Consider the following 304-nt stretch of genomic DNA (forward strand, 5'->3'; position numbering starts at 1 on the left):
GGTCTCCTCTTCCTGGGTGGGCTCGAACGCCTTGAAGGTGTTGGCCTGGTCGCTGTCCTCGAACAGGGTGTTCTCCACCGTGGCGCCATGGATGGCGCACAGCAGGGCACCGCCGAGGATGCCGGCCACGCCCATCATGTGAAACGGGTTCAGGGTCCAGTTGTGGAAGCCCTGCAGGAACAGCAGGAAGCGGAAGATCGCCGCCACCCCGAAGGAGGGCGCGAAGAACCAGCTGCTCTGACCCAGGGGGTACATCAGGAAGACACTGACGAACACCGCGATCGGGCCGGAGAAGGCGATGGCG

Annotated in this window: 1 pseudogene; it reads right to left on the minus strand. The window is 64.5% G+C overall.

The features are described 5' to 3' along the window. Positions 1 to 304 (minus strand): annotated as a pseudogene (locus KUG39_RS17085) (photosystem II D2 protein (photosystem q(a) protein)); the annotation flags it as partial.

It is taken from the genome of Synechococcus sp. CCAP 1479/10 (assembly GCF_019038515.1).
In the GTDB taxonomy this organism is placed as follows: Bacteria; Cyanobacteriota; Cyanobacteriia; order PCC-6307; family Cyanobiaceae; genus Cyanobium.